At 36.7% G+C, this 22,058-nt stretch carries 21 protein-coding genes and 2 other annotated features; of the genes, 1 reads left to right on the top strand and 20 read right to left on the bottom strand.

Annotated features, from left to right (window positions below; genetic code table 11):
* Positions 1–54: 54 nt before the first annotated feature.
* Positions 55–714, top strand: coding sequence for a prepilin peptidase (locus FJR77_RS06380; protein ID WP_140833813.1), 660 nt, complete (start codon positions 55–57; stop codon positions 712–714).
* On the opposite strand, the gene trpA is transcribed toward FJR77_RS06380, so the two are convergent.
* The 20 genes from trpA to FJR77_RS06480 form a co-directional block, all read right to left on the bottom strand.
* Complete coding sequence (gene trpA, locus FJR77_RS06385) at positions 686–1,462, bottom strand: tryptophan synthase subunit alpha (RefSeq protein ID WP_140833815.1); 777 nt, start codon at positions 1,460–1,462, stop codon at positions 686–688. The two genes, FJR77_RS06380 and trpA, sit on opposite strands and share 29 nt — an antisense overlap.
* A complete protein-coding gene (gene trpB / locus FJR77_RS06390; protein ID WP_140833818.1) occupies positions 1,455–2,678 on the bottom strand; it encodes a tryptophan synthase subunit beta in 1,224 nt (407 codons plus the stop codon). Before trpB (FJR77_RS06390) ends, trpA begins: the two co-directional genes overlap by 8 nt.
* The gene (locus tag FJR77_RS06395; RefSeq protein ID WP_181146610.1) at positions 2,656–3,255 is read right to left on the bottom strand and encodes a phosphoribosylanthranilate isomerase; all 600 of its coding nucleotides are present in this window, start codon (positions 3,253–3,255) and stop codon (positions 2,656–2,658) included. The genes trpB (FJR77_RS06390) and FJR77_RS06395 overlap by 23 nt, the downstream gene beginning before the upstream one ends.
* A complete protein-coding gene (gene trpC / locus FJR77_RS06400; protein WP_140833822.1) occupies positions 3,242–4,009 on the bottom strand; it encodes an indole-3-glycerol phosphate synthase TrpC in 768 nt (255 codons plus the stop codon). The genes FJR77_RS06395 and trpC overlap by 14 nt, the downstream gene beginning before the upstream one ends.
* Positions 4,006–5,010: an anthranilate phosphoribosyltransferase gene (gene trpD, locus FJR77_RS06405; protein ID WP_140833824.1), complete on the bottom strand. Its 1,005-nt coding sequence runs from the start codon at positions 5,008–5,010 to the stop codon at positions 4,006–4,008. The genes trpC and trpD overlap by 4 nt, the downstream gene beginning before the upstream one ends.
* 10 nt (positions 5,011–5,020) lie before the next feature.
* Positions 5,021–5,587, bottom strand: coding sequence for an aminodeoxychorismate/anthranilate synthase component II (locus FJR77_RS06410; RefSeq protein WP_125386827.1), 567 nt, complete (start codon positions 5,585–5,587; stop codon positions 5,021–5,023).
* Positions 5,584–6,945, bottom strand: coding sequence for an anthranilate synthase component I (trpE, locus tag FJR77_RS06415; RefSeq protein ID WP_140833826.1), 1,362 nt, complete (start codon positions 6,943–6,945; stop codon positions 5,584–5,586). The genes FJR77_RS06410 and trpE overlap by 4 nt, the downstream gene beginning before the upstream one ends.
* A 71-nt stretch (positions 6,946–7,016) precedes the next feature.
* Positions 7,017–7,242: a binding site (T-box leader), on the bottom strand.
* Positions 7,239–8,417 carry a tryptophan synthase subunit beta gene (trpB, locus tag FJR77_RS06420; RefSeq protein ID WP_140833828.1) on the bottom strand — a complete coding sequence of 393 codons (1,179 nt, stop codon included), beginning with the start codon at positions 8,415–8,417 and terminating at the stop codon, positions 7,239–7,241. Its footprint overlaps the feature before it by 4 nt.
* A gap of 66 nt (positions 8,418–8,483) precedes the next feature.
* Positions 8,484–8,715, bottom strand: a binding site (T-box leader).
* A gap of 214 nt (positions 8,716–8,929) precedes the next feature.
* Complete coding sequence (locus tag FJR77_RS06425; protein WP_049488253.1) at positions 8,930–9,931, bottom strand: LacI family DNA-binding transcriptional regulator; 1,002 nt, start codon at positions 9,929–9,931, stop codon at positions 8,930–8,932.
* 108 nt (positions 9,932–10,039) lie between these two features.
* The gene (locus FJR77_RS06430; protein WP_023943875.1) at positions 10,040–10,408 is read right to left on the bottom strand and encodes a hypothetical protein; all 369 of its coding nucleotides are present in this window, start codon (positions 10,406–10,408) and stop codon (positions 10,040–10,042) included.
* 95 nt (positions 10,409–10,503) lie between these two features.
* The gene (locus FJR77_RS06435; RefSeq protein ID WP_001149045.1) at positions 10,504–11,214 is read right to left on the bottom strand and encodes an MgtC/SapB family protein; all 711 of its coding nucleotides are present in this window, start codon (positions 11,212–11,214) and stop codon (positions 10,504–10,506) included.
* A gap of 2 nt (positions 11,215–11,216) precedes the next feature.
* A complete protein-coding gene (locus FJR77_RS06440) occupies positions 11,217–12,908 on the bottom strand; it encodes an ABC transporter permease (protein WP_023943877.1) in 1,692 nt (563 codons plus the stop codon).
* A gap of 11 nt (positions 12,909–12,919) precedes the next feature.
* Positions 12,920–13,930 (bottom strand): ABC transporter ATP-binding protein, encoded by a 1,011-nt coding sequence (locus FJR77_RS06445; protein ID WP_000589137.1) that lies wholly within the window; start codon positions 13,928–13,930, stop codon positions 12,920–12,922.
* Positions 13,931–14,032: 102 nt separating this feature from the next.
* On the bottom strand, positions 14,033–15,100 hold the full coding sequence (locus FJR77_RS06450) for an extracellular solute-binding protein (protein ID WP_000738377.1): 1,068 nt from the start codon (positions 15,098–15,100) through the stop codon (positions 14,033–14,035).
* A gap of 24 nt (positions 15,101–15,124) precedes the next feature.
* Positions 15,125–15,784, bottom strand: a complete 660-nt coding sequence (locus FJR77_RS06455) for a DUF1868 domain-containing protein (protein WP_000793811.1) — start codon at positions 15,782–15,784, stop codon at positions 15,125–15,127.
* A 183-nt stretch (positions 15,785–15,967) separates the two neighbouring features.
* On the bottom strand, positions 15,968–16,978 hold the full coding sequence (gene galE, locus FJR77_RS06460; RefSeq protein ID WP_061743800.1) for a UDP-glucose 4-epimerase GalE: 1,011 nt from the start codon (positions 16,976–16,978) through the stop codon (positions 15,968–15,970).
* Between the two features lie 12 nt (positions 16,979–16,990).
* On the bottom strand, positions 16,991–18,466 hold the full coding sequence (gene galT / locus FJR77_RS06465; RefSeq protein ID WP_140833830.1) for a UDP-glucose--hexose-1-phosphate uridylyltransferase: 1,476 nt from the start codon (positions 18,464–18,466) through the stop codon (positions 16,991–16,993).
* A gap of 12 nt (positions 18,467–18,478) precedes the next feature.
* Positions 18,479–19,120 carry a phosphate signaling complex PhoU family protein gene (locus tag FJR77_RS06470; protein WP_140833832.1) on the bottom strand — a complete coding sequence of 214 codons (642 nt, stop codon included), beginning with the start codon at positions 19,118–19,120 and terminating at the stop codon, positions 18,479–18,481.
* 57 nt (positions 19,121–19,177) lie between these two features.
* The gene (locus FJR77_RS06475; protein ID WP_140833833.1) at positions 19,178–19,924 is read right to left on the bottom strand and encodes a protein phosphatase 2C domain-containing protein; all 747 of its coding nucleotides are present in this window, start codon (positions 19,922–19,924) and stop codon (positions 19,178–19,180) included.
* Positions 19,908–22,016, bottom strand: coding sequence for a glycosyl hydrolase family 28-related protein (locus FJR77_RS06480; RefSeq protein ID WP_000834742.1), 2,109 nt, complete (start codon positions 22,014–22,016; stop codon positions 19,908–19,910). Before FJR77_RS06480 ends, FJR77_RS06475 begins: the two co-directional genes overlap by 17 nt.
* Positions 22,017–22,058: the final 42 nt, after the last annotated feature.

Below are 22,058 nucleotides of genomic sequence, written 5' to 3' on the forward strand. Positions count from 1 at the left end.
TTATCTATATTTCTCCATTATACTACTTCTCCTATTTTTTACGAATAGATAAGTATGATTGATATTTATTTTTTTCTTGTCGGAAGCATTCTAGCTTCCTTTCTCGGTTTGGTCATTGACCGTTTTCCTGAGCAATCGATTATCCTACCAACTAGTCACTGCGATTCCTGTCAGACTCCCTTGCGTCCCTTAGATTTGATTCCGATTCTCTCGCAGGTGCTCAATCGCTTTCGCTGTCGCTACTGCAAGGCTCCTTATCCTGTCTGGTATGCCCTCTTTGAACTAGGCTTAGGACTCCTCTTTCTGGCTTGGTCTTGGGAATTGCTTTCCTTGGGGCAAGTCATCCTAATCACTGCTGGTTTGACCTTGAGCATCTACGACTTTCGCCATCAGGAATATCCCCTACTGGTCTGGATGACTTTCCACCTAATCCTCATGGCTTCCTCTGGCTGGAATCTGGTCATGGTCTTTTTCCTTGCTCTTGGCTTTTTGGCTCATTTTATCGATATCCGCATGGGCGCAGGGGATTTCCTCTTTTTAGCTTCTTGCGCTCTCGTCTTTAGCATAACCGAATTACTCATCTTGATTCAGTTTGCTTCTGCGATGGGAATTCTAGCCTTTCTCCTGCAAAAGAAAAAGGAAAGACTTCCTTTTGTGCCTTTCCTCTTGCTCGCTGCTTGTGTGATTATTTTTGGTAAGCTACTGCTTGTTTGATAAAGTCCTGAATCGGCTCTCCTTCATGGAGAGCTTTTACAATTTTTGAGCCGACGATAACACCATCTGACACCGCATTGAAGCGTTCTACATCAGCCTGACTAGATACGCCAAATCCTGTCAAGACTGGAATGTCGGCTACTTGATGAAGTTGTGCCAAGTGCTTGTCCAAATCTGCACGGTAATTGCCAGATTTCCCTGTCACCCCATTGATGGCAACTGCATAAACGAATCCTTCTGCCCCTTCAATCAACTCTTTCTGGCGCTCAATCCCTGTCGTCAAGCTTACTAGAGGAATCAAGGCGATGTCTGTGTCTGCCAAAAATGGCTCTACAAAGTTGGCATGTTCATGAGGCAGGTCTGGGATAATCAAGCCCTTAACCGCTGTATCTGCTAAATCTTTGACAAAGTTCTCCACACCGTACTGAAAGAGGGGGTTGAAGTAGGTCATAATGACCAGTGGAACCTCTGTTTCAATGGTTTTCAAAGTTTCAACCAAAGCTTGTGTCGAAGTACCATGAGCTAGACTTCGCAAGCCAGCTTCTTCGATAACAGGTCCATCTGCGACAGGATCTGAAAAAGGAATGCCCACTTCAATGGTCGAAACACCTAAATCTTCTAAAAAGTGGATTGTTTCTCCGAGTCCATCCAAACCTTTCTCATGGTCTCCAGCCATGATATAGGGAACGAAAATTCCTTTTCCAGCTGCTTTTATAGCGTTTAATTTTTCTGTTAGTGTCTTAGGCATGAGCTTCTCCCTTCTTTGCTGCATCTGCTTCCAAGCGGTCTTTGACTTGAACCACATCCTTGTCCCCACGACCTGATAGACAGACAATCATGGACTTGTCTGGTCCAAGTTCTTTGGCCAATTTCACTGCAAAGGCGATAGCATGGCTAGATTCTAGGGCTGGGATAATCCCTTCCACACGAGACAAGAGTTGAAATCCTTCCAAGGCTTCTTCGTCTGTCACAGGAACATAGCTGGCACGTTTAATATCGTGGTAGTGAGAATGTTCTGGACCGATACCAGGATAGTCCAAACCTGCTGAGATAGAGAAGGCTTCAAGAATTTGACCATGGGCATCTTGGAGCACATCCATGAGGGAACCGTGGAGGACACCTGGACGACCCTTAGTCAAGGTAGCTGCGTGGTGCTCTGTATCCACACCAAGTCCAGCTGCTTCAGCTCCATACATAGCTACAGACTCATCCTCTACAAATGGATGGAAGAGACCGATGGCATTAGAACCACCACCAACACAGGCTACTAGGGCATCTGGCAGATCTTGTCCTGTCAAGTCGCGGTACTGTTGTTTAGCCTCTCGACCGATAACACTCTGGAAGTCACGAACGATTTCTGGGAAAGGATGAGGCCCCAAGGCAGAACCAAGAATATAGTGGGTATCGTCGATATTAGCCACCCATGAACGAAGGGCTGCATTGACCGCATCCTTGAGCACGCGCGAACCGTCTGTCACTGCCTCAACCTTGGCTCCCAAAAGCTCCATTCGGAAGACATTGAGGGCTTGGCGTTTGACATCTTCCTCACCCATGTAGATAGTACATTCCATGTTAAAGAGGGCTGCAGCTGTTGCAGTTGCTACACCGTGCTGACCAGCACCTGTTTCAGCGATAATTTTCTTTTTACCCATTCGTTTAGCCAGAAGAACTTGACCCAAGGCATTGTTAATCTTGTGGGCCCCTGTATGGTTAAGGTCTTCACGTTTGAGATAAATCTTGGCTCCGCCAATATGCTGGGTCAAGTTTTTTGCGTAGTAAAGGGGAGTTTCACGTCCTACATACTGGCGTAAGAGATGGTTTAATTCCTCTTGGAAACTTGGGTCTGCCTGACTTTCACGGTAGGCCTTCTCCAACTCCAAAACTGCTGTCATCAATGTTTCTGGGACGAAACGTCCGCCGAATTTTCCGTAAAATCCATCTTTATTTGGTTCTTGATATACCATTCTTTACCCTCTCTATAAATCTTCTAATCTTTTCCTGATCTTTTTGTCCGTCTGTCTCCACTCCGCTCGATACATCTACTGCATAGGGAGTAAAGTGTTGAATTGCTTTTACTACATTGTCTTCCTTAAGCCCACCTGCGATAAAGAAAGGCTGAGTTAATCCTGTCGTATCCAGTTGAGCCCAGTCAAAGGGTTGGCCACTCCCAGCCACAGGGGCATCAAAGAGGAGATAGTCTGCCTGAGAATTGGGGACATGTCCCTCTCCATCCACCTGCACAGCCTGAATACTGGCACAAGGCAAATTCTCAAATAAATCATCTGCCACCTGTCCGTGAACTTGAACCAAGTCCAAACCAACTTTGTCAATGACTTCTAGCAGTTGAGCCCGACTTGGTGAAACAAATACACCAACCTTTTTGACATCTGCAGGAATGAACTTTGCTAGCTCAGAAGCCTGATCCAAGGTCACCTGTCTTTTACTAGGTGCAAAGACAAAACCGATATAGTCGGCTCCTGCTGACACGGCTGTTTCTGCCGCTTCTTTGGTCGATAGTCCGCAAATTTTAACCTTTGTCAATCTGCAACTCCTTGATTCTCTGAGCCACATCTTCTGCCTGCATAAGAGCTGTCCCTACCAAAATTCCGTTAAAGTATGGGGCTACTCGTTCCGCATCCTGTCCTGTAAAAATAGCAGATTCAGAAATGTACAAGCAATCATCTTTGAAATGTTTAGCCAAATCTACACTGGTCTGCAAGTCAACTTCAAAGGTGGTCAAGTTGCGGTTATTGACACCGATAATCTCAACACCAAGTCTGTGGGCCACTTCTAGTTCAGCAAGATTGTGAGTCTCCACCAAGACTTCCAGACCAAGCTCTGTCGCATAGTCGTAAAGTTTCTTAAGACGTTCTTCTGACAAGGCTGCCACAATGAGCAAGATGACTGTCGCACCTGCATTGCGAGCGCGGATGATTTGCTTTTCATCGATAATAAAATCCTTGTTAAGCGTCGGAATCTGTACCTGACTGGAAATCTCCCGCAGATAATCCAAATGTCCTTTAAAGAAAACTTCATCTGTCAGAACAGAAATCATCACTGCGCCATTCGCTTCATAAGTCTGGGCCTGTTGCACAATATCCACATCTAGATTGATATCTCCCAAACTAGGACTAGCCTTCTTGACTTCAGCGATTACCTGTAAACGGTCTTGGTGTTGTTTTAGATAGTCAGTCAAGCGATAGGTCTGGCGCAGAGGCTGGATTTCCTCCAGCTCCATCTGCTCGACCTCACGCGCCTTCTGCTCCAAGATTCGAGATAAAAATTCCTGACTCATTTTTGGTACTCCTGTAACAGTCTGAGTTTTTCAAGGGCCTTGCCACTAGCAATCACTTGACGAGCCAAGGCAACTCCGTCCTTGATATTATCTACCTTACCATTAGCATAGAAACCAAGACCAGCATTTAAAACTGTCGTTTCCAAGAATGGACTTGGTTCATTTTTAAGAACGCTAAGCAAAATTTCTGCATTTTCCTGAGCGTTGCCTCCACGAATATCTTCGATAGCGTAGCGTTCCATCCCTAGATCTTCTGGAATAAAGCTTGACAAGGTGATTTCGCCATTCTCAAGAAGTGCAATCTTGGTTGTTCCATTCAAACCAGCTTCGTCCAATCCTTCTGGACCAGCAACCACTATAGCACGTTTGCGACCCATATTTTTCAAAACCTGAGCTGTACTTTCTAGCAGTTCTGGACGACTAATACCAAGAAGCTGTGTTTCCAAAGCCATTGGGTGAATCAGGGGACCAGTCAAGTTCATAATCGTTGGAATTCCCAACTCCAAACGAGCTGGCATGATGTATTTCATAGCTGGGTGCATATTTTTAGCAAAGAGAAAGACGATGCCAGTTTTATCAAAGACCTTACCTAGTTCAGCTGGTTTGAGGTCTAGGTTGATGCCCAAGGCCTCTAGGACATCTGCAGAACCAGATTTAGAAGAAATCGAGCGGTTACCGTGTTTTGCCATGTGAACACCACCACCAGCCAAGACAAAGGTTGCAGTTGTCGAAATGTTAAAGCTGAAAGACTTATCCCCACCAGTACCACAGTTGTCCATGGCATCATGAATTTCAGTTGGAATATGTTGGGCATGCCCTCTCATGACTTGGGCAATGGCTGTGCGTTCTTCAGGTGTTTCCCCCTTCATCTTAAGAGCTAAGAGGAGAGAAGCAATCTGCGCCTCCGTTACACGCCCAGTTACGATACGCTCAATGACATCCGTCATTTCCACACCTGATAAATTTTCAAATTTTGCTAGTTTTTCAATAATCTCTTTCATCATAGTTTCCTCACTTTACAACCTTCTCAATAAAATTCCGAATAGAAGACAAGCCATCTGGCGTTCCAATGCTCTCTGGATGGTACTGGAAGCCATAAATTGGAAGTGTTTTGTGTTGAATCCCCATGATGGCTTGGTCATCAGTCGAACGAGCTGTCACTTCAAAGTTTTCTGGCATTTCTTCAATTAAAATACTGTGGTAACGCATGACCGCACGGCCATCCTCAATGCCTTGATACAAAACAGATGGCGCTTCAAAGCTGATATTGCTCTGTTTCCCATGCATGACTTTTGGAGCCAAACCTAACTTACCACCAAAGACTTCTGCAATGGCTTGGTGACCCAAACAAATCCCAAGAATCGGCTTCTTGCCAGCAAAATCACGAATCATGTCTTCCATCTTTCCAGCATCAACTGGCCAACCAGGACCAGGAGAAAAGACCAGACCATCTGCTTTTTCAGCTTCTTCATACAGCTTGGGATCATCATTTCTCAAGACCTGTACTTCTGCAAAGTTCCCAATATATTGGGCCAAGTTATAGGTAAAAGAATCATAGTTGTCAATCAATAAAATCATGGTCTTAGTTCTCCAATTCTAGTCATAGATTTAGCTTTGTTAATGGTTTCTTGGTATTCGTTTTGGGCGATAGAGTCATAGACAATCCCTGCCCCAGCCTGCACATAGGCTCTTTGATTTTTAAGAATCATAGTTCGGATGGCGATGGCCAAATCCATATCACCCGTCGCAGACAAGTAGCCGATTGCTCCTGCGTATACGCCACGTTTTTCTGTTTCCAGTTCATAGATGCGTCTCATGGCCCGAATCTTTGGTGCTCCTGAAACTGTTCCAGCAGGAAGTGTTGCTTTCAAGGCATCCATGGCGGTGAGTTCTGGAAGCAAACGCCCCTTGACCACACTGGTTAAATGCATGACGTAGCGGAAGAGCTCCACTTCCATATACTTGGTAACTTGGACACTTGCCGTTTCAGAGATGCGGCCAATATCGTTACGTCCCAAGTCTACTAACATCCGATGCTCTGCTGTTTCCTTCTCATCAGAAAGCAGGTCTGTCGCCAAAGCCTTGTCCTCTTCATCCGTTGCTCCTCTTGGTCGCGTCCCTGCAATCGGATTGGTTGTCACGATGCCATTTTTGACAGAAACCAAACTTTCTGGACTAGCACCGATGATTTGATAATCACCAAAGTCATAGAAATAAAGGTAATTAGATGGATTGGTCACGCGGAGATTTCTGTAGAAGTCAAAAGGATTTCCAGTAACCTCTGCTGAGAAACGCTGACTGAGCACACATTGAAACATGTCACCATTTCGAATCAAGTCACGAGCTGTTTCTACCATTTCCTCAAACTTCTGAGGAGCGATATGGGGTTTGAAGTCAAGTGGTGGTAAATCCAAGTCTGCAAATTCATTTGCTGCAGGAATACGTAATTCCTCAAGCACTTGGTTCAAGGCTTCTTCCAAGTCTTCTTGACTACGCTCACTATAGAGAGCATCCTCGATGACATGGATTTTCTCCTTCTTGTGGTCAAAGACCATGTAGCTCTCATAGACGAAGAAATGCATGTCTGGCGTTCCAATTGTATCTTGAGGAATTTGACCAATTTCTTCATAAAGCGAAATCATATCGTAACCAACAAAACCAATTGCCCCACCACCAAAAGGAAGGTCTGAATGGTGCTGGCTCTTATGAGTCACTTCATAAAGAAAATCCAAGGGATCACGATCAATCACTTGACCATTTTGATAAAGGACCCCATTTTCAAACTTAATCTCAAAAACTGGATTATAGGCTAGGATAGAAAAACGAGCTGTTTCCTTGTCTCTCGGAATACTCTCTAAGATAACCTTGTGTTGCCCCTTTAGGCGCATATAAGCCAAGATTGGTGATAAGACATCTCCATGAATGATTCGTTCCATTGTAATTTCCCTTTCAGTTCTAATTCTAGTTGGTGGCGACTGTATGAAAAATCCCCACGCAAAATAACTTGCGTGAGGACGAAATTCGCGGTGCCACCTCAATTATAGGATTTCTCCTATCTCTCATTCCTGTCTCAGATACCTCCTGTAACAGGCTGTGCGATAAAGGGCACTCCCTTGAGAATTATGTTTTCTTCTCTCGTTTCAGATGGACCCAACCTTACAGCATTCTCTGCTTGTTTTCAGCAACCACAAGCTCTCTGTGAGAGAAAAGACTGTAATTTTTCCATCTTTTATTTTTTAGCTTCTAGGTAGTCCGCAATTGCAGCTACGTCCTTGTCTCCACGACCAGAGACATTGATGATGATAATGTCGTCTTTACTTAGTTTTGGTGCACGTTTAACCGCTTCTGCGATAGCGTGCGAACTTTCAATCGCTGGGATAATTCCTTCTGTCTTGCTGAGAAGGAGGAGAGCCTGAACAGCTTCTTCATCCGTCGCAGCAACATATTCCACGCGACCTGAATCTTTGAAGTAGGCATGTTCTGGGCCAACCCCTGGATAGTCCAAACCAGCTGAGATAGAGTAAACTGGAGCCAGCTCTCCGTCTTCCTTAAAGACTGCATAAGTCTTCATGCCATCAACAATTCCGATACTACCTTTTGTCATAGTAGCTGCGTGCTTGTCTGTATCAAGTCCATGACCAGCAGCTTCGACCCCAACCAATTTGACTTCTTCATCAGCCACATACTGTGAAAAAGCACCGATAGCATTGGAACCACCACCTACACAGGCAATAATGTAATCTGGCAAGCGTCCTTCTTTTTCTAAGATTTGACGACGAGATTCTTCACTGATGACCTTTTGGAATTCATGAACAATGGTTGGATATGGGTGCGGACCCACAGCAGATCCCAAAACATAGAAGGCTTCAAGGTCATTCATCCATGCTCCAAAGGCTGCATCAACTGCATCCTTAAGGGTACGAGTTCCAGTTTCAACTGCGTGAACAGTTGCTCCCATCATCTCCATTCGAAAGACATTGAGACGTTGACGTTCCACATCCTCTGCTCCCATGTAGACATCACAGGCCATACCAAACTTGGCTGCAGCCGCTGCTGTCGCAACACCGTGCTGACCAGCTCCTGTTTCCGCAATCACTCGTTTTTTGCCCATACGTTTGGCCAAAAGAATTTGTCCTAAAACGTTGTTGAGCTTGTGAGAACCAAGGTGGTTAAGGTCTTCGCGCTTGAGATAAATCTTAGCGCCACCTAGGTGGTCTGTCAAACTTTCCGCAAAATAGAGCGGTGTTTCGCGACCTGAATAATCCTTCAAGTAATGGCGAAATTCTGCCAAAAATTCTGGATCATCCTTGTACTTGTCAAATGTCACTTCCAACTCATCCAACAAAGCCTGAATCGGCTCCGGTACAAAACTACCACCAAATTGTCCAAAATAACCTTTAGTTGTCATAAAATTTTTCCTCTTTCTGTATTGATTTCAAGATATGAAAAAGCCCACACACAGAAAATTACTCTGCGTGAGGGCGTTGGTAACGCGGTGCCACCTCAATTATAAAGGGACTATTCCCCTTTATATCTCTGCCTTGTCTAACAACAAGTTGCACTGTAAGGTGTGCGCACCGAATTTTCATTGTTTCAAATTCATTTTTAAAATCAGCCCACTTTCACTACTTCCAACCACCTGTTCACAATGACCACAGGCTCCCTGAAGATCAAAAATAGTTACTTTTCTGATTTATTGAACTTATTTTAATACTTTGTTTTTCCTTTGTCAAGACTTTTTTACAATTTTTTTGAAAGATGTGTGATTCGAATGTGATAATGTCTTTAGTAAATCGAACGTGAAAATGTCCCACTTGTTGGAAATTGGATCCAACTCAATAGAAACTGAATAGATGCTAAACAGAACTTACTTTAGAACACTCCATCTTTTCCATTAGGATTTTCAAGAATTAAACAATACTAGAAACTCTGTCTCCTAACAAGTTTAGTAGAAACTTCAACAGATGTGACACTTTCCCCCTTTATAATTGCTAATACCCCTTCAATCATTTCTTGAGCTAATTTAACATAATTAGGAGAAATTGTAGATAAAGCTGGAGTATAATATTGAGAAATTGGAATATTGTCAAATCCGATTATTGAAATATCATCAGGAATGGTAATTTCCTTCTCATAGCAAGAACGAATCAATCCCTGTACTTTTTCATCACCGGATACAAAAATCAAATCAGGATAATTTTGATTAGATAGATGTCTTGTAGCATATGAATAAACAGAATCTATTGTAGTTAGACCATATACTACTTTCAAATCCATTTCATAGTTATTATCATTTAAAAAAGCACGAACCCCTCTCTCTCGATCAATATTAACAAGGGATTCTCCTCCCATAAGTAACCACATACTATTAATGTTTTCTTTTGATACTAATTTCATCATGTCATAAGTGGCCTGAAAATTGTTGTTAGAAACATACACAACATTAGGTGTTCTAGATTCTCCAAAAACTATGAATGGCATTTTATTCTTTTGCAAGTAATTAATCCGAATATCTTCTTTACTTTCATAAAATACTATTACACCATCTATCAAGCTTCCTGTACTCGAGATTATTGAATTACTAATTGTATCTTCTTCACTAAAATATTCAACAATAGCGTTAACACCATACTCTTTACAAGTTTGTAAAACTTTATCTAATAAAGTTTGAAACCAAATTAAAGGAAAAGAGTCGATTTTTTTTACAGAAATCAATATATTTATAGCTTCTTTTTTAGTTAAATTTTTTGCATACGCATTTGGAATATACGACAATTCCTCTATAACTTTTTGAATCGCTTGATAAGTTTCTTCTTTAACATTTACTCCACCATTAATAACTCGTGAAACTGTTTTTGGAGAAAAACCTGATAAACGTGCAATATCATAAATAGTTACCTTTTTCCCATTTATATTTTTCATTTCAGTCCTCCATTACGAACATTCTAATATTACTATACAATATTTAATTTTTTTTTAACAAGAGAATTTTGTAAATTATTTAAGATCCACAAATTCACAAAATTAATTTTACAAATATTCTTCCCCTTCAAAAAAGTTTAAATTGCAATTCACACCTTTATTTTTAAGAATGTTTCCAACTTCACGACAAATAAATTCATATGAGAAAAAACTACCATAAAATTGTAGATTAACTTTTTCAGTAAAAATTGTTGGATTTATAAAAATATATAATAGCCTGTCAATGTAACATTCTAACATAGACTTAATTTTTTCTTTAAAAATAACATTTGTTATCAACTCATCAGGAGGTAAATGAAAGGGAAACACCATTTCACAAATATCATAAAAAGAAATAAATTTGTATACTTGTATCAAACAATTATTATCAAAATATTCTATTTTACCTAAATCAAAATAGATTTTAAAATCTTTCATAAAAACCTCTGAGCAAAAATCTACTCAAAAATTAGATGATTAAAACATCTAAAAAACAAAAGGACAAAAACATCTGTCCCTTTGTTTACTAAATTTCAGCTAATTTCTTCGACATAAATAACACCTACAATATTAGCAATTTCTTCCATCAAACGAAGATGTTCAAATCTTCCTGATAGTTCTAGAGTAATAAATGATGCTATTTTTTTTTCTGGAACATCAAAATATTCAATTCTTTCTGAATTAACATCTCCAAATGCAGTTCTAGAATCAGTCATTCTAATGCCATTCTCAGCACAGTATACTAGTACCCGATTATATGCCTCTGTAGATCTAACAACGATATACAATTCGATTATCTTTGAACGACTTTGAAGATATTTTTTTAAAGGTTGGAACATAGTTATAACACTCCAAACAGAAATTGCTCCTAGTACGGCTCCTTCATAAAAACCAACACCTATAGCTAGACCGATTCCAGCTGAAGCCCATATTCCGGCTGCAGTTGTTAAACCAGTTATTTTCTTTTTATCTGTAATAAGTATTGTTCCAGCCCCAAGAAAACCAACACCTGATATAACTTGCGCACCTAAGCGTGTAGGATCTCCTGTACCAAATTTATAAGATACATACTCATTAGTCATCATAATTAAACATGCAGCCAGACAAACAATACTATGTGTACGAATACCTGCTGGTTGAGATTTACTTCCTCTCTCTAAACCAATTACTCCACCAATAACTAATGAAAGTACAATTCTTAATACAATTTCGATATATGATAGTCCTAAGCTTGTTGCCTGCATTATTATTTCCTTTTTCTACTAGCTGGTCTCTGAGTAAAGTATAATACAGAACCAGAAATTATCATTAATACAATAGTATAAACGAACACAAGTGCTTGAGCATTTGAAGTTGCTGTTTCATCACCTGCTGAACGAATAGTTATACCCAGCGGTTGAGCTAATGGATGGTAAAGAAATACAGATAAGTCGAAGTCAGTTAATAAAGAGTTAAAGTTTAAAGCAATAACAGAGAGAACAACCGGTAAAATAAATGGAATGATAACCTTCATCATAGTATAAAAAGGTGAAGCACCCATACTTCTTGCTGCATCTTCCATCTCATCATCAACACTAAATAAAATAGCACGTACCATTCTATAAGAAAATGGGATTTTTACAACTATATATGCAATAAGTAGAATTACCAAACTACCTACCAAAATCTGATTCAAGACAAGAAATTGTGGCTGATTAAAAGTAAATAATAAACTTACTGCTAAAAGTGTACTTGGTAGTAACCAAGGAAGTAGAGCACCATATTCAAATAAGAAATCAAAGCGAGCTTTATGTTTTCTGACAACTCGAGCAAATATAACTGCGAGAATTGTTGCTGTTGTCGCAGCGATAATAGAATAAATAAAGCTGACCAAGAATGGAGAGAATGCCGCACTATTACTAAAGAATAAGCGATAATTTTCTAAAGTAAAGTTTGATAATGTTAAGTTACCTGTTTGAATTGCAACTGGATCTGTAAATGAGTATAATACTATAAAAATTAGTGGAAGCATGAAAACTGTGAACAATCCATATGCTACAATGTGAGCAATGATATTCCAAGGCTTAGATGCAATTTTTTGTTTTTTAAGAGGCGCTTTAGTCTTAGAGATAGAAATATAATTTCCACCTTTTTCTATCTTATTCATGATAGTAAGCAAAATTGTAGTTGCAATACCTAAAATAATTGCAAGTAAGGCAGCTAAATCACGAGAATTCCCCATCCCTGCAAATGTAATAATCATTGGATTTATAGTTTGAAATCCTTTACCACCAACAATCATGGGTGCTGCTACTGCAGACAAACCACTAAGAAAAACCATAATAGTAAGTGCAAATAGAGTTGGAATTAAGGTTGGTAACACTACTTTTCGGAAAACAGTAAATGGTTTTGCTCCCATATTTCGTGCAGCCTCAATAGTGTGATAGTCAACGCTTCGAATTGTATTTGTTAAAAACAATGTATGATTAGCAGTTCCTGAAAATGTCATAATGAATAAGACTGCACCATACCCAATAAACCAGTTAGGGTCTAAAGAAGGGATAACATTTTGTAAAAATTTTGTTATCAATCCATAAGGACCATAGACAAATTTATATCCAGTCGCTAAAACCACTCCTCCATAAATTAAAGAGGTCATATAGCCTAATTTTAAAATTTTAGCACCTTTAATATCAAAGTACTCTGTAAATAGAACACAAAGAATACCTACGACATTAACTGTAATAATGAGTGAAAATGCTAACTTAAAACTGTTCATAATACTCTGAAGTGCCCTCTCAGATTTTAGAACACGATGTACAGCTTCAAGGGAAAATTCTCCTCCTTTTACAAATACATTCACTACTAGATCAAAGTTTGGATAAATAATAAATGTTACTAGGAACCAGATTAACCCTAAACGAATAAGCCAATCTTTTAAATTTAATTTATGACGCATACTGCACCTCCTTAAAATTGCAGAACGTCTGATGGTGTGATAAATAAGTCCACACTTTCTCCGACAGATCTAATAGCAGCCTGACTATCAATACTTGTTACATTAAGAATCTGACTTTCAGAAACTTTTATTGTATAGTGAATTGTAACTCCAGAAAACTCAACATCAATAATTGTTCCTTTTAGAATGAAATCTTGTTCAGTTTCACGATTGAATCGAACTTTCTCTAATCGAATGTATCCTTTTTTATCTTCTAAGAAAACGCTTGCATTTTTCAGTAATACTTCGTGGACTGTTTCATCGGTCAAAACATTAATATCGCCAATAAAATCACATACAAATTCAGTTTGAGAATTATGATAAATCTCTACAGGTGTACCGACCTGTTCGATGTATCCATTGTTAAAGACTGCAATTCTATCAGATAAAGTTAAGGCTTCCTCTTGGTCATGAGTAACATATAAAGTAGTAATACCTAACTCTTTTTGAAGTCTTTTCAACTCTTTTCTCAAATCTACACGTAATTTTGCGTCAAGGTTTGACAATGGTTCATCTAGACAAAGAATTTTAGGTTCAAGAACCAGAGCACGAGCCAATGCTACCCTTTGTTGTTGACCCCCAGATAATTCTGATACATTACGCTGTAACTGTTGATCAGAGATCTTAATTTTTGCTGCTACTGCTGATACTTTAGCTTTAATAACATCTGGAGCTACCTTCTTAACTTTTAAACCAAATGCAATATTATCAAAAACAGTCATAGTTGGAAATAGCGCATAAGATTGAAATACAATACCAATTCCACGCTTTTCAGGTTCCAAATGAGTGACATCTGTTCCATTAACTTCAATACTTCCTGATGATGGATCTAGAAAACCTACCAATGCTCTCAAAGTAGTTGATTTACCACATCCTGAAGGCCCAAGAAATGTAAAAAATTCCCCTTCATGTATATCTAAATTCAGATTATCAATTGCAACAAAATCACCATATTTAATTTGAATATTATCAAATTTAATCATCTCACTAACTCCCTCTATTACTAAACCAAAAGCCTCTCTTTATTTCTTCCATAAATTTAGAAATAATAGAGAGACTTGGACATAAAAATTAACTCTTATTTCTTATTGTACGTATTCTAATTCAGCTTTTTCTACCCATTCATCCAAATGCTTTCCAACAGCTTCCCAGTCAATATTTTGTGGTTTCACTTGATCAACAAATTTCTTAGTATCTTCTGGTAGATCTTTGAGGGCATCTTTATTTGCAGGAATAGATCCAAAGTTCTTACTATATTCTACTTGAATTTCTGATTGACCAAACCAATCAATAAATTCTTTAGCTAACGCTTGTTTTTTACTAGTGCTTAAAACCATAGTTTGTTCAGTTACAAATGGTACACCAATCTCAGGAGTCATAACTTTGAAAACAACATTTTGTTCTTTTTGTCCAACTAATGCACCAGAACCCCACATCATTCCATATTGTATTGGATCTTCTTTGTCTAACATCTTAACAATTGAACTTTCTCCCTTTTGAAGAGTGTATGCATTTTTCAAATATTCTTTTGCTACTTCCCAACCTTTTTCGGAAACGCCTAATTCACCTTTATCATCAAGGTATCGAACTAAGATACTTGCTAGAATTGCCCGTCCTGTACCACCTTGAAGACCAGAAATTGAATATTTACCTTTATACTTACTACCTAATTCTGTCCAATCTTTAGGCATTTCTTTTACATCAGGCGCCCCAATTAAAACTAATGGTTGAACAATCACAGGATTATAATAATTATCTTTATCTGATAAAGATTGATCAATTTTATCTAACCATTTAGGCTTGTACTGTACTAGTAATTTTTGATCTCTAATTTTATTTGAATCAACAGCACCAATTCCAAATACCATATCTGCAACTGCATTATTCTTCTCAGCAATAACACGGTCTGCTAATTGAGCGCCAGGGATATCAACCATTTTGATATTAAAACCAGCTTCTTTTGCTTTAGCAGTTAGCCAATCACCACGACCATTTGAGACTGAGTTCGAATAGATTACTAATTCTTGACTTTTATCAGCTTTTTCTTCAGATGAAGAAGCAGTCGTAGAATTTGAACCTCCAGAGCAAGCAGCAAGTGTAGTAAGAGCAACTCCCGTTGCAAGTACAGTAGACCAAACTTTCATTTTTTTCATGATAAGTTCTCCTTTTTTATTATTTTATTTAAATTTTTCGTGATATGGAACAAATTGTCTCATATCTTCAAATACAGTATAGTCAATACGATTTACAGTAATAGTTGGAATCTTCTCTAATAAAATTTCAGTTAATTCTGCTCTGACTTTAGTAAACTCTTCTTCCTCCTCTTCGGTTAAAGGAATTCGAAGATACCCAATTGAAATATGGAATTGATATCTATCATGATTAGGGAAACGAACACCTGCTTTTTCTGAGACATAAGTACGAATTTCTTCTAATCTCTTTGCAGAAGCTTCATCTGCAGGTTCAACTAATATGTTTTGTTTTCCCATTTCAGTTACACGCATATGAATTTCTTCATCCAACAATGGAAAAATTTCAAGTTGTTTAGCAAAGTAATCATGTATTTCCTGTAAAGGTGTATCTAGAGGAAGATTACTGCTCCAAAACTCCGTTTCACGATTTTCATGGCACAACAATTCAATTACAGTCATGTGAATAGAATTCCTTGGAGTTAAAGTAAACTTATCGATAAATGGTAATTCTCTATAACGTGATTGAATAATATCAACAACTTCCATCAAATCTTGTTTAGTATAAAGATTTGCTACAACTGTATTCCCAGGGAAATGATTAAATTCCCCATTCTCTTTGAACTTAATTTTTGTTAAGTTTTTCATATAAAGACCTTCTTTTTTATATTTGACATCGGTGTCATTGTGTTTACATTATACAATGAAACCGTTTCCTTTGTCAAGCGCTTTCAAAAATTTTTTTAAAAAAATTTATCTTTCATTAAATATGAATTTCATTAAAAGGTTAAGTAATTTTTCCAAAATACAGCACTCATATAGACAGTATCATCAATTATAGCCATTGGGATTTTTTGATTGCCAATTCCATGTATCTCTACACATGTCTTCAATCGATTTTGTTGTCCTCCAATTTAATTCCTTATATGCTTTGTCTGCATTTGCATAACAAGTTGCAACGTCTCCTGAACGTCTTGGAACTATTTTATAAGGAATAGGGACCTTATTAACACTTTCAAATGTATTTACAAGTTGTAATACACTAGTGCCTTCTCCCGAGCCTAGGTTATAGATATAAACATCTGTTTTTTCAGATACTTTTTCTAAAGCTTTTATATGTCCTATTGCTAAATCTACTACATGGATATAATCACGCACACCAGTACCATCAAGCGTATCATAATCATTTCCGAACACACTTAGCTCTGACAGCTTACCTACCGCTACTTGTGCAATATAAGGCATCAAGTTGTTAGGAATTCCTGAGGGATCTTCCCCAATCAAACCAGACTCATGAGCACCAATTGGATTGAAATAACGAAGCAACGCAATACTCCATTCTGAATCTGCCACATGAACATCTTTTAAAATTTGTTCAAGCATCACTTTCGTATACCCATAAGGATTTGTCGCACTTGTTTCCATCGTCTCAATTAGGGGTGACTGATTGTTAATTCCATATACAGTCGCACTTGAAGAAAAGACAATCTTTTTAACATTAAATTCTGACATCACTTCAACAAGTGCTAATGTACTCATAATATTATTTTTGTAGTACATCACAGGCTTTTGCACGGATTCTCCGACAGCTTTATAACCTGCAAAATGAATTGCAGCATCAATCGATTCTTTTTCAAATACCTTTCTCAATGCTTGTTTATCACAAACATCTAATTCGTAAAACACGGGACGTATTCCTGTAATTGCTTCAATACGGTCTAGCACCAAGATGCTAGAGTTCGAAAGGTTGTCGACAATGATGACTTCCTTTCCTAAATTTAGTAATTCTACTACGGTATGGCTACCAATATAACCAGCTCCGCCTGTTACCAATATTGCCATTTGGGTTTCCTCCTAATTAATTCCAACCGACTTAACAAATCTCATAAACGCTTCATGCCCAGACGGTGTATTCTTATAAACTCCTGCATCTTCCAGAACTCTCGCAAACACTTGTCCTACTTCGTGTTGAACTACGCTATTAACCTCTTCTTTATTAATGCGAGGATATTTTTCTTTCAATTGGTCGGCCCATTCTAAATGATAATCCGCAATTGCGTTATCCTCTCCTAAAAGATATTTTCCAACTTCTTCTAACTCTGGTTTCAAACGAGGTGGTAATATCGCAAGTCCCATCACTTCGATTAACCCGATATTTTCCTTTTTAATATGTTGTACATCTTGATGAGGATGGAAAACACCATCTGGGTATTGTTCAGTAGTATGATTATCTCTTAGAACAATATCTAATTCATATCTCCCGTCCACTTTACGAGCAATAGGAGTCACCGTATGGTGTGGGACATCTTCAGTCATAGCAATGATGTCTACTTCTAAATCTGAATATTCCCTCCACTTATTTAGAATTTTATTAGCTAAATCTAACAATCGATTTTTATTTTCACTTTGTAACCTAATTACTGACATTGGCCATTTTACAATACCAGCATTAACATCCTCAAAGTCTTTAAAACGAAATTCACTCTCAAATTTTGCTTTTTCCATTGGGAAAATATGTTTCCCTCCCTGGTAGTGGTTATGACTAAGAATGGAGCCTCCTGAGATAGGAAGATCAGAATTTGAACCAGTAAAATATCCTGGCAAAATATCAACAATCTCCAATAATTGTTCAAATGTTTTAGAGGTAATAGCCATTGGTACATGTTGACTATTTAAAAATATCGCATGCTCATTAAAATATGAGTAGGGAGAATACTGGAATCCCCATACTTCGTCACCAAGTTTCAACCGAATAATTCTATGATTCGAACGTGCTGGATAATTTATTCGCCCCTGATATCCTTCATTTTCCATACATAGTAAACATTTGGGATAATTAGTTGCTTTTACTAATTTTTCAGCAGCAATTGTTTTTGGATCTTTTTCGGGTTTTGACAAATTTATCGTAATCTCTAGCTCTCCGTATTTAGTTGATGATCGAAACTCAATATTCTTAGCAATAGCAGAAGTTTTAATATAATCACTATCTTTACTTAACTTATAAAACTCTTCAACTGCTTCTTGAGGTGATATATCATATGAACTCCAAAAAATATCATTTAATCGACTAGGTAAAGGAACTATGAAATTCATTAACTCTGCTCCTAAACATTCCTTTTCCTCGATTAAATCTTTAATTTTACCGTTTTTTAAGGCGATTTCCACTAAGTAATCTTTTATTTGTTTCAGGTCATTTTCATCGGAAATGCGATCAGTTCCCTCCTCACCTATTAACGCTAGTACTCTATTTTTCACATATATTTTGTCAATTTCATTATACATTCCGTATTCAATTACTCTATCAACAAAATTATCAATAATTGTTTTCATATATTTTTCTTTCTAATTTATGTTCCCATATTTTCTATACATTATCCATTTATAAATTGATTGCGTAGTATGAGCAATTTTATCAAGGTGATGAATAATATCTAAAGCACCAATTACTTCAGAAACATTCCCATCATCTTCAAATATGTAATTCATTATTTTATTTTCAATATTTGTACTAAGCTCTTCTATCTCATTCTGTTTTTGTATAACAACCATATCTAAACATCCAGATTGTTCCTCTCTATAACAAGATATAGCCCTATTCATATGCAGTCCGATAACTTCATGAAGTATTTTTATTTCTGAAATAATTTTCTTCAAAATTTCATTGCTTTGAATAATCTGTAGATTTTTTAAAATTTCAACAATTCTATCCCCAATACGTTCAATGTCAGTTGATATTTTTATTACACTAATAATTCTTCTTAAGTCATATGAAACGGGATGTTGTAAACAAATTAACTCATATCCTTTTTTATCAACATTTAGAACTGACTCATTTATGATTAAATCTTCTTTAATCAATTCTATTCGTTCTTCATTTGATAAATATTCAAATAACTTCTCATATTTATCAAGCACAGATACCCAAATGGTCTCTAAATTATTTGATAATTCTATAATTTCATTTTCTAAATATAACCTTAACATTTAGGTACCTCTTCTTAACAAAGTTCAATAGTAACAATTAATATTTTAAACAATATATCAAACATCAATAACTAGAATACTTGCATCATCTTTCTTTCCATAGATTGGATCAATAGCAGAAGAATTTAATCTCATCTTAATTAACTCTTCAAAAGTTTTATTTTGATTATTTTGATAGAATTCATAAAAGCCATCGCTCATTAAAACAATTTGTTCACTAGTAACATCTATTTGATTAATAATAGCATGGTCTAAAAATCTCTCATCCAACGAACCTATCCAGTACCCACTCGGTTGATTAGATAATTTTCTGATTTTTTGTAAAATAATTTTTTTATTTAAAACACTATTTGTACCAATTGAGTCTTTTATCTCATTTTTCCCTTTTTCAAATAAGTTATCTACTCTATGATCAGTTATTTCCATTTCGTTTACTAACATGACGCAGTCACCTAGCATCATATACTCCAACTTTTTTTCTGAAAGTTTAGCAAATATAAAAGCAAATGTTGGTAAGCGATAATACTCTGTTAATTCATATGAGTTTAAACCGATTTCATCTTTAACCTCGAGTAAAGCAGTTTCAAATATTTGTTTAAGAGTTTTTGATTCTTTACAATTAACCGACAAACTTTCTGATAAAATATGTACAACTTCTGAGACTGAATAACCTATCTCCTCTTTAGAATTATATAAATCTGTAGCTCCATCAATAATCCAAAAATACTGATTTTGTGAACCTACAGCATCCTCATTTTCTACGGAACTTCCTTGTATCGAACAAATTTTATTTATCTTTACCATAATACTTCAACCCTTTTAGTGTCAAAAGTAAACCAATTCCTGTCACTGTTAAGAATAGTTCCATAATCTTGTTCGAACCAGTCTTTGGTAATTTTTGTTTTACCTCTACTATTTCTTTAGATTTATTAATATGATTTTCAGTTTCTCTGCCATCTCCAACTATTTTATGGTTCACTTCTTCTATCTTATTATCTTGTTTATTGTCGATCTTGTCATTAATTTGTCTATTATCTTTACTTGAGTTAAACTCTCCTTTCTTCTGGTTACTATCAATTACATTATTTGAATTAGATTGTTTTTCATGCACATATGAACTTGTTTTAAATTTTTCCTCTTTGTTTTTTTCTTTTTCGTTTTTATCACTTAAGTTATTTGTTACAATTTTGTAAAGCCCATTCTCCGTTACAATATTGAAATTACCATCGCTATCACGTATAACTGGTTCTTTCCCATTTGCATTAGATTTGATGAATGATATATACTTACCGGATAAATTATAAAATTGGTTATTTAAAACGGTTATTTTACCCTTTGAATCCTCAATAACAATTCCTTCTTTACCACCGAATATACTATTCTCTGAGACTACTAAATTATCACTAACTCGTAATAATTCAATATTTGGTTGTTCTGTTTCCTTAGAATTATTATTAATTACATTTTTTGTTACAGTAATATCTGATACTTTTCCTAAATATTCTGCACTATCTTTTGCTACTCTAATAGCCTTTGTTTTAGGATCAGAAATATAAAATGTATTTTCAGTAATAACGACTTTCTTATTTAAATCAAGTTCATCTTTTACATTTTTATAACTAAAAGCATTTATTAAGGCTGCACCATTTTCTCTATAATGTACACTTTCTCCTTTTACTTTCTTATCAAATCTATTTCCTTTAATTAAAATATCAGTAAATCCAGTAAAACGTACACCAGAATACATCATGTTATCAAAATGATTATTTAAAATTTTAATATTAGAGGGGTTCTGTGTCGACAATGTTTGATAGTGTGTACCAATTGCTGTTACTAATTCTCCAGATTTATCACTTTTACCAAAATATGAATTTTGAATAGTAACATTTTCAGATTTTTTCCCATCATCATTCAAAGCATAAGGAAAACCTTTTCTAGTCAATGGTTCAATCTGAATACTCTCCTTACTTATAATTTGCCCATCTTTCATAGTTTTAGGTAAAGCTTGACCAAGAAAACGAGAATTATCGACTAATACATTTTTCGAACCTGCAATTTGAATAGCATGCCCTTGATAACTATCCTTGAATGTTACATTTTTTATAGTTACGTTATTTGAATTCCCAATAGCAAATGCACCTGAAGAATTTATAAGTGGTAGATTTTTTGCTTTAGTTCCTTCTTCATTCAAAGCACCGTTCATATCAATAGTACCACCAGAATAACTAATATCTTCTGTTGGGCCCCATTCTACTTGCGCACCATCATCCGTAAATAAACCTGTCATAAAAACAATAGAAGGGTGATTCTTAATATTTATACCATTTAGAATGGTAGCTTTCTCATTCAATTCTAAGTGTGTATGACTTTTTAAAAAAACAATTTCTTTTACTAAATAAGTTCCTTCAGGAAAATATACATTTCCTCCACCTAGTCCTTTAGCTGCAGCATCTATTGTATCTTGAATTGCTTGACGATCATCATTAACCCCGTCACCTATTGCTCCATAATCTTTAACATTCAAAGCTACGTGTTCGTTCAGATTAGTACTTAAAATAGTATTCACTTCCATCCCAGAGATGTTACCAATCATAGTATCATTTGTTATATCAGGTTTATTTTGATTAATACTCACTCCTCCATTATTATCAGTACTTAAACTTGAATTGTTATCAAGACTGAGAGTATCAGAATGGGGTTCCGCAGATAATGATGTAGATGTGCTACTCAACAAAGAGTTCATTTGCATATTATCTTTAGACGAAGAAGTTTCACCAACTACTTCATTAGCTAAAACACTTTGTGTTCCAATAAATAAAACCGCTAAGAGAACTGAGCAAACTCCCACCTTAGACTTACGAATAGAGAAAACCTCATTTTGTTGAAAAGATTTCATATTAGCCTCCAATTAAAAATATTATGTCCTAATTTAATATTC

Origin of the sequence: Streptococcus shenyangsis (genome assembly GCF_006385785.1) — a bacterium.
Lineage (GTDB): Bacteria > Bacillota > Bacilli > Lactobacillales > Streptococcaceae > Streptococcus > Streptococcus shenyangsis.

Bases quoted from the DNA above. Each gene is read 5' to 3' on its own strand.
- FJR77_RS06380 (WP_140833813.1), top strand. From the start codon at position 55: ATGATTGATATTTATTTTTTTCTTGTCGGAAGCATTCTAGCTTCCTTT.
- trpA (WP_140833815.1), bottom strand. From the start codon at position 1,462: ATGCCTAAGACACTAACAGAAAAATTAAACGCTATAAAAGCAGCTGGA.
- trpB (WP_140833818.1), bottom strand. From the start codon at position 2,678: ATGGTATATCAAGAACCAAATAAAGATGGATTTTACGGAAAATTCGGC.
- trpC (WP_140833822.1), bottom strand. From the start codon at position 4,009: ATGAGTCAGGAATTTTTATCTCGAATCTTGGAGCAGAAGGCGCGTGAG.
- trpD (WP_140833824.1), bottom strand. From the start codon at position 5,010: ATGAAAGAGATTATTGAAAAACTAGCAAAATTTGAAAATTTATCAGGT.
- FJR77_RS06410 (WP_125386827.1), bottom strand. From the start codon at position 5,587: ATGATTTTATTGATTGACAACTATGATTCTTTTACCTATAACTTGGCC.
- trpE (WP_140833826.1), bottom strand. From the start codon at position 6,945: ATGGAACGAATCATTCATGGAGATGTCTTATCACCAATCTTGGCTTAT.
- trpB (WP_140833828.1), bottom strand. From the start codon at position 8,417: ATGACAACTAAAGGTTATTTTGGACAATTTGGTGGTAGTTTTGTACCG.
- FJR77_RS06425 (WP_049488253.1), bottom strand. From the start codon at position 9,931: ATGAAAAATATAAATGGGAAAAAGGTAACTATTTATGATATTGCACGT.
- FJR77_RS06430 (WP_023943875.1), bottom strand. From the start codon at position 10,408: ATGAAAGATTTTAAAATCTATTTTGATTTAGGTAAAATAGAATATTTT.
- FJR77_RS06435 (WP_001149045.1), bottom strand. From the start codon at position 11,214: ATGCAGGCAACAAGCTTAGGACTATCATATATCGAAATTGTATTAAGA.
- FJR77_RS06440 (WP_023943877.1), bottom strand. From the start codon at position 12,908: ATGCGTCATAAATTAAATTTAAAAGATTGGCTTATTCGTTTAGGGTTA.
- FJR77_RS06445 (WP_000589137.1), bottom strand. From the start codon at position 13,930: ATGATTAAATTTGATAATATTCAAATTAAATATGGTGATTTTGTTGCA.
- FJR77_RS06450 (WP_000738377.1), bottom strand. From the start codon at position 15,100: ATGAAAAAAATGAAAGTTTGGTCTACTGTACTTGCAACGGGAGTTGCT.
- FJR77_RS06455 (WP_000793811.1), bottom strand. From the start codon at position 15,784: ATGAAAAACTTAACAAAAATTAAGTTCAAAGAGAATGGGGAATTTAAT.
- galE (WP_061743800.1), bottom strand. From the start codon at position 16,978: ATGGCAATATTGGTAACAGGCGGAGCTGGTTATATTGGTAGCCATACC.
- galT (WP_140833830.1), bottom strand. From the start codon at position 18,466: ATGAAAACAATTATTGATAATTTTGTTGATAGAGTAATTGAATACGGA.
- FJR77_RS06470 (WP_140833832.1), bottom strand. From the start codon at position 19,120: ATGTTAAGGTTATATTTAGAAAATGAAATTATAGAATTATCAAATAAT.
- FJR77_RS06475 (WP_140833833.1), bottom strand. From the start codon at position 19,924: ATGGTAAAGATAAATAAAATTTGTTCGATACAAGGAAGTTCCGTAGAA.
- FJR77_RS06480 (WP_000834742.1), bottom strand. From the start codon at position 22,016: ATGAAATCTTTTCAACAAAATGAGGTTTTCTCTATTCGTAAGTCTAAG.